This window comes from Streptomyces yokosukanensis, assembly GCF_001514035.1.
Taxonomy (GTDB): domain Bacteria; phylum Actinomycetota; class Actinomycetes; order Streptomycetales; family Streptomycetaceae; genus Streptomyces; species Streptomyces yokosukanensis.
The window spans coordinates 116971-124721 of the sequence record NZ_KQ948223.1 but is presented as its reverse complement, the minus strand read 5'-3'; the positions used below and the strand labels follow the sequence as shown (position 1 = coordinate 124721).

The window sequence follows — 7751 nt, the reverse complement described above, 5'->3', positions numbered from 1 at the left end:
AACACCGACGACCTCACCCGGTCCCGGATGACCCGCCGAGGCGGCCTCCAGATCATGACCCTGGCGGAGGGCATGGAACTGTTCGACGCCGCGCTCGGGTCCGAACAGTCGCTCCTCGTGCCCGCCAAGCTGGATCTGCGGGCCGTACGGGCCGACGCGGCGGCGAGCGGCGGTGTCCCGCACCTGCTGCGCGGCCTGGTCCGCGCCGGCCGGCAGCAGGCACGGACGGGATCCGCCAGGGACGGCGAGCTGATGCGCCGCCTCGCGGGGCTTCCCGCCGCCGACCAGGAGAAGGCTCTTGTCGACCTGGTGCGTACCCAGGCCGCGGTCGTGCTCGGGCACGCCGGTCCGGACGGGGTCCGGCCGGACACGGCGTTCAAGGACACCGGGTTCGACTCGCTCACGGCCGTGGAACTGCGCAACCGGCTGCGCGAGGCGACGGGCCTGAAACTGCCCGCCACCCTGGTCTTCGACTACCCGAACCCGCAGGCCCTGGCCCGTCACGTCCACACCGAACTGTTCCCGGACGGCGGCGCGGCCGACCCGGACGTGGACGAGGCCCGGCTGCGGCACGCACTCGCATCCCTCCCGCTCGCCCGGTTCCGGGCAGCCGGGCTGATGGACGCCCTGGTCAAGCTGGTCGCCCTCGACGACGGCGACCCGGCGATCGGCGTGCTGGAGGACGCCGATGACGAGAAGGCGATCGCCGACCTGAACGTCGACGATCTCGTGCAGATGGCGCTCGGCGACAACTAACTCCGCGGGACCGCTGAAGGATTGGGGAAATCAAGTGAGTGCGTCGTATGAAAAAGTCGTCGAGGCGCTCCGGGCATCGCTCGAAGAGGTCGGCTCGCTGAAGAAGCAGAACCGCCGGCTCATCGACGCCTCCCGGGAGCCGGTGGCCGTGGTGGGCATGGCCTGCCGGCTGCCCGGCGGGGTGGCGGGTCCGGAGGACCTGTGGCGACTGGTGCGTGACGGCCGCGACGCCGTGACGGGGTTCCCCGAGGACCGTGGCTGGGACCTTGAGGGCCTGTTCGATCCGGACCCGGAGCGCGCGGGCACCACGTACACCAGCCAGGGCGGCTTCCTCCACGAGGCGGGCCTGTTCGACGCGGGCTTCTTCGGGATCTCGCCGCGCGAGGCGCTGGCGATGGACCCGCAGCAGCGACTGCTCCTGGAGACGTCCTGGGAGGCCCTGGAGGGCGCCGGCATCGACCCGGTCTCCCTGAAGGGCGCCGATGTCGGCGTGTTCTCCGGTGTGTTCGGCCAGGGCTATGTGGCGCCCGGCGCCAGCGTGGTCACCCCGGAGCTGGAGGGTTTCGCGGGCACGGGCGGGTCGACGAGCGTGGCCTCGGGCCGGGTGTCGTACGTGTTCGGCTTCGAGGGCCCGGCGGTCACCATCGACTCGGCCTGCTCGTCGTCGCTGGTGGCGATGCACCTGGCGGCGCAGGCGCTGCGGCAGGGCGAGTGCTCCATGGCGCTCGCCGGCGGTGCCACGGTCATGGCCAACCCCGGTGCCTTCGTCGAGTTCTCGCGCCAGCGCGGCCTGGCCGCCGACGGCCGCTGCAAGGCCTTCGCGGACGGCGCGGACGGCACGGGCTGGGCCGAGGGCGTCGGTGTGGTCGTGCTGGAGCGTCTGTCGGTGGCGCGCGAGCGCGGTCACAAGGTTCTGGCCGTGCTGCGGGGCAGCGCGGTGAACCAGGACGGTGCGTCCAACGGCCTGACGGCTCCGAACGGTCCTTCGCAGCAGCGGGTGATCCGGGGTGCCCTGGCCAACGCGGGTCTGGGTCCGGCGGATGTGGACGTGGTCGAGGGGCATGGCACGGGTACGGTCCTCGGTGACCCGATCGAGGCGCAGGCGCTGCTGGCGACGTACGGGCAGGGCCGGGACCCGCAGAAGCCGTTGTGGCTGGGGTCGTTGAAGTCGAACATCGGGCACACGCAGGCCGCCGCCGGCGTGGCTGGTGTGATCAAGATGGTGCAGGCGCTGCGGCACGGTGTGCTCCCCCCGACGCTCCACGTGGACGCGCCTTCGTCCAAGGTGGACTGGTCGGCGGGTGCGGTGGAGCTGCTGACCGAGGCGCGGGAGTGGTCGCGTGTGGGTCGTCCGCGCCGTGCGGGCGTGTCCGCGTTCGGCGTCAGCGGGACGAACGCGCACCTGATCCTGGAGGAGGCGCCCGAGGAGGCGGCGATACCTGGCTCGGACGTGCCGGTGCCGGGTGGTGTGGTGCCGTTGGTGGTGTCGGCGCGCAGCGAGTTGTCCCTCGCGGGCCAGGCGGAGCGGCTCGCCGCGTTCATCGAGGACGCCGGCCGGGTGCCGCTGGCGTCGGTGGCCGGGGCGCTGGTCTCCGGCCGTGCGGTGCTGAGCGAGCGTGCGGTGGTCGTGGCCGACTCCGACGAGGAGGCGCTGGCGGGGCTGCGGGCGCTCGCCCAGGGCGAGGCCGCTGCCGGTGTGGTCTCCGGTTCGGGGACGCCGGGCAAGGTGGTGTGGGTGTTCCCGGGCCAGGGTTCCCAGTGGGTGGGCATGGGCCGGGAGTTGCTGGAGTCGTCCCCGGTGTTCGCAGAGCGGATTGCGGAGTGCGCGGCGGCGTTGGAGCCGTGGATCGACTGGTCGCTCGTGGGCGTGCTGCGGGGCGAGGAGCCGGAGCTGTTGGAGCGGGTGGATGTGGTGCAGCCCGCCAGTTTCGCGGTGATGGTGGGTCTTGCCGCTGTCTGGTCCTCGGCCGGGGTTCGTCCGGATGCGGTGGTGGGCCATTCGCAGGGTGAGATCGCGGCTGCGTGTGTGTCGGGTGCGTTGTCGTTGGAGGACGCGGCGCGGGTGGTGGCGTTGCGCAGTCAGGCGATCCGTGAGCGGTTGGCCGGGCGTGGCGGCATGGCGTCCGTTGCGTTGAGCGAGGCCGAGGCGCTCGGACGTCTGGAGTCTTGGTCGGATCGGGTCGAGGTCGCGGCTGTCAACGGCCCGTCGTCGGTGGTGGTCGCGGGTGACGCGCAGGCGCTGGACGAGGCCCTTCAGGCCCTTTCCGCCGATGGTGTCCGCGTGCGTCGGGTGGCGGTGGACTACGCCTCGCACACGCGCCATGTGGAGGACATCCGGGAGACTCTGGCCGACACACTCTCCGGTATCGAGGCCCAGGCGCCAGCGATCCCCTTCTACTCGACCGTGACGGGTGGTTGGGTGCAGGACGCCGGGGTTCTGGACGGCGGTTACTGGTATCGGAACCTGCGCGGTCAGGTCGGGTTCGGCCCGGCCGTGGCGGAGCTGATCCGGCAGGGCCACCAGGCTTTCGTGGAGATCAGTGCCCACCCGGTCCTCGTCCAGCCGATCACCGAGATCTTCGACGAGAGCGACACCGGTGCGGACGCGGTGGTGACCGGTTCGCTGCGGCGTGACGAGGGTGGGCTGCGCCGTCTGCTGGCCTCGATGGCCGAGGTGTTCGTGCGCGGTGTCCCCGTGGACTGGTCGGGCGTCCTGCCCGCCGGAACCGCATCGGCGGGCGTGGACCTGCCGACGTACGCCTTCGAGCACAAGCACTACTGGCTGCACGAGACCGGATCGGCGACGGACGCGGCGTCCCTGGGGCAGACGGCGGCCGAGCACCCGCTGCTCGGCGCCGTCGTGCCGCTGCCGCAGTCCGACGGGCTGGTGTTCACCTCGCGCCTGTCGCTCAAGTCCCATGCCTGGCTGGCCGACCACGCTGTCGGCGGAGTCGTCATCCTTCCCGGCAGTGGCTTGGTCGAGCTGGCCGTACGCGCCGGTGACGAGGCCGGCTGCGGTGCCCTGGACGAGCTGGTCATCGAGGCGCCGCTCGTGGTGCCGTCGCAGGGCGGCGTACGCGTCCAGGTCGCCGTGGACGCGCCGAACGAGAACGGCTCGCGCTCCGTGGCCGTCTACTCGCGGCGCGAGGACGCCCCCGACGACGGGGAGGCGTGGACGCGGCACGCCACCGGCACGCTGTCGGCCGCGCCGTCGGCGCAGGAGACCGAGGTCGACCTCGCCACCTGGCCGCCCCAGGACGCCCGCCCCGTCGAGGTCGGCGACTTCTACGGCGACCTGGTGGAGCGCGGCTACGGCTACGGGCCCGCCTTCCAAGGCGTACGGGCGGTGTGGCGGCGCGGCGAGGAGGTCTTCGCCGAGGTCGCCCTGCCCGAGGAGTACCGCAAGGAAGCCGGTCGGTTCGGTATCCATCCCGCGCTGCTCGACGCCGCCCTGCAGGCCGCCACGATCGGGAACGCGGCGGACGCGGCGGCGGACGACTCCGGGGCGCCGGTGCTGGCGTTCGCCTGGAACGGCCTGGTGCTGCACGCCTCGGGCGCCTCGGCGTTGCGCGTGCGGATCGCGCCGAACGGTGCGGACGCGCTGACGGTGCAGGCGGCCGACGAGGCCGGTGGCCTGGTGGTGACGCTGGAGTCGCTGGTGTCCCGGGCCGTGTCCGCCGAGCAGCTGGAGGTGCCCGTCGACGCGGCGGTCGCCAACGCGCTGTTCCGGCTGGAGTGGAGTGAACTTCCCCCGGTTCCCGGGTCGGAGCTTCCGCCGTCGTGGGTGCCGGTGACCACGGCCGACGACGTGGCGGCCGTGGCCGCGAGCGGTGCCGCACCGACGGCCGTGGTCCTGGAGGCCGTCGGCGGCGACGAGGACGCCGTGTCGGCCCTCGCCTCCCGTGTGCTCGGCGTGCTGCAGACGTGGCTGACCTCGGACGGCCTCGACGAGTCGCAGCTGGTCGTGGCGACCCGGGGCGCGGTGCCCGCCGGTACCGAGGGCGCGGTGACGGACCCGGCCGGGGCGGCGGTGTGGGGACTGGTGCGCGCCGCCCAGTCCGAGAACCCGGACCGCTTCGTCCTGCTGGACACCGACCCCGCCGACGAAGGCGGCGTGGACACGGTCCTGGACTCCGTGCTGGGCCCGGTGCTGGCCGGTGCGGAGCCCCAGGTCGCCGTCCGCGGCACCGGCATGTCGATTCCCCGGCTCGCCCGAACCACCGGTCATGTCGCGGACACCGCCGCGACGTTCGGACCCGAGGGGACCGTCCTGATCTCGGGCGGCGGCTCGCTGGGCGCCCTGGCGGCCCGGCATCTGGTCGCCCGGCACGGGGTGCGGCACCTGGTACTCGCCAGCCGCCGTGGCCCGGACGCCGAGGGCGTACGAGAGCTGGTGGCCGAACTCGCCGAACAGGGCGCGGAGGTCTCCGTCGCGGCCTGCGACGTCTCCGACCGCGAGCAGATCGAGGCGCTGCTGGCCTCGCTGCCGGACGGACAGCCCCTGCGCGGTGTGGTCCACACGGCCGGTGTGTTCGACGACGGGCTGATCGGGGCGCTGACCCCGGAGCGGCTGGCCACGGTGTTCGCGCCGAAGGTCGACGCCGTACGCCATCTCGACCGGCTCACACGCGACCTGGAGCTGGACGCGTTCGTCGTCTACTCCTCCGTGGCGGGCCTGTCCGGAGGCGCCGGACAGGGCAACTACTCGGCGGCCAACGCCTTCCTGGACGGCTTGATGAGCAACCGCCGGGCGGCGGGCCTGCCCGGTCTGTCCCTGGCCTGGGGCCTGTGGGAGCAGTCCCTCGGCATGGCCGGCCACCTCAGCGCCGTCGACCAGGCGCGCGCCAGTCGCAGCGGTGTGCAGGAGATATCGGCGGCCGAGGGCATGGAGCTGTTCGACGCCGCTCTCGGCGCCGGGCAGGCGCTCCTCGTGCCGGTCAAACTGGACCTGCGGAGCGTGCGGGCCGACGCCACGGCGGGTGCGGCGGTGCCGCACCTGCTGCGCGGTCTCGTACGGACCGGCCGCCAGCAGGCCCGCGCGGCGAGCACCGGCGGCGACGACAAGCAGCTGTCCGACCGGCTGGCCGGGCTCACGGCCGCCGAACAGGAAGCGCTGCTCCTCGATCTGGTGCGGGCCCAGGCCGCCGTCGTGCTCGGCCACAGCGAGGCGGAAGGCGTCCGGGCGGACACCGCGTTCAAGTACCTCGGCTTCGACTCGCTCACCTCGGTGGAGCTGCGCAACCGGCTCCGTGAGGCGACCGGCCTGAAACTTCCCCCCACGCTCGTCTTCGACTACCCCACCCCGCTGGCCCTCGCCCGCCATCTGCTCGGGGAGTTCGGCGACGTCGCGGCGCCGGAGTCGACGGCGGTGGCCGTGACTCCGGTGGCCGTGGCCGCCGACCCCGACGAACCGCTCGCCATCGTCGGCATGGCCTGCCGGCTGCCGGGCGGCGTCTCCTCGCCCGAGGAGCTGTGGAAGCTGGTCGTCGACGGCGTCGACGCCGTCTCGGACTTCCCCGAGGACCGCGGCTGGGACCTTGAGGGCCTGTTCGACGACGACCCGGACCACGCGGGCACCTCGTACACCAGCCAGGGCGGCTTCCTCCAGGGTGCCGGCCTGTTCGATCCGGGCTTCTTCGGGATCTCGCCGCGCGAGGCGCTGGCGATGGACCCGCAGCAGCGACTGCTCCTGGAGGCCTCCTGGGAGGCCCTGGAGGGCGGCGGCATCGACCCGACCACGCTGAAGGGATCGGACGTCGGCGTGTTCTCCGGCGTCTCCGGCCAGGGCTACGGGACCGGTGCGATCGCACCGGAGGTCGAGGGCTTCGCGGGCACGGGACTGGCGTCCAGCGTGGCGTCGGGCCGGGTGTCGTACGTCTTCGGCTTCGAGGGCCCGGCCGTGTCGGTCGACACGGCCTGCTCCTCCTCGCTGGTGGCGATGCACCTGGCGGCCCAGTCGCTGCGGCAGGGCGAGTGCTCCATGGCGCTCGCCGGCGGCGCGATGGTGATGGCCACGCCCGCCACCTTCATGGCCTTCTCGCGGCAGCGGGGTCTGGCCGCCGACGGCCGGAGCAAGGCGTTCGCCGAGGGCGCGGACGGCATGGGCCTGTCGGAGGGCGTCGGTGTCCTGGTCCTGGAGCGTCTGTCGGTGGCGCGCGAGCGCGGCCACAAGGTCCTGGCGGTGCTGCGGGGCAGCGCCGTCAACCAGGACGGTGCGTCCAACGGCCTCACGGCCCCGAACGGCCCCTCGCAGCAGCGTGTCATCCGCAAGGCCCTCGCCAGTGCCGGACTTTCCCCCGCGGACGTGGACATCGTCGAGGGCCATGGCACGGGTACCGCTCTCGGCGACCCGATCGAGGCGCAGGCCCTGCTCGCGACCTACGGAAAGAACCGCGATCCCGAGAAGCCGCTGTGGCTCGGGTCGTTGAAGTCCAACATCGGCCATGCGCAGGCGGCCGCGGGCGTGGCCAGTGTCATCAAGATGGTGCAGGCGCTGCGGCACGGCGTGCTGCCCCCGACGCTGCACGCACAGCAGCCCTCGTCCCAGGTGGACTGGTCCGTGGGCGCGGTGGAGCTGCTGACCGAGGCGAGGGAGTGGACGCGTGAGGGCACCCCGCGTCGCGCGGGTGTGTCGTCCTTCGGCGTCAGCGGGACGAACGCGCACCTGATCCTGGAGGAGGCGCCCGAGCAGGACGAGGCATCTGCCGCGGAGGCACAGCAACCGTTGGTGTCCGCGGATGTGGTGCCGTTGGTGGTGTCGGCGCGCAGTGCCGGTTCGCTGGCGGGCCAGGCGGGGCGGCTCGCCGCGTTCATCGAGGACGCCGGTCAGGTGCCGCTGCCGGGTGTCGCCGGGGCGCTGGTCGCCGACCGTGCGGTGCTGGGTGAGCGTGCGGTGGTGGTCGCCGGTTCGGACGCGGAGGCACTGGCCGGACTGCGGGCGCTGGCGCGTGGCGAGAGTGCGCCCGGTGTGGTGGTCGGCGGTGCCGGTTCGGGGT

The 7751-nt window shown here is 73.2% G+C and carries 2 protein-coding genes and 1 pseudogene; all 3 read left to right on the top strand.

What is annotated here, in order from left to right:
- On the top strand, positions 1–756 hold a 756-nt coding region (locus AQI95_RS34960; protein WP_244188940.1), incomplete at its 5' end, for an acyl carrier protein.
- A 34-nt stretch (positions 757–790) separates the two neighbouring features.
- Positions 791–4384 (top strand): annotated as a pseudogene (locus AQI95_RS50585) (type I polyketide synthase); the annotation flags it as partial.
- A partial coding sequence (locus tag AQI95_RS50580) for a type I polyketide synthase (protein ID WP_482255593.1) occupies positions 4364–7751 on the top strand: 3388 nt, incomplete at its 3' end. The pseudogene AQI95_RS50585 and the gene AQI95_RS50580, both read left to right, overlap by 21 nt.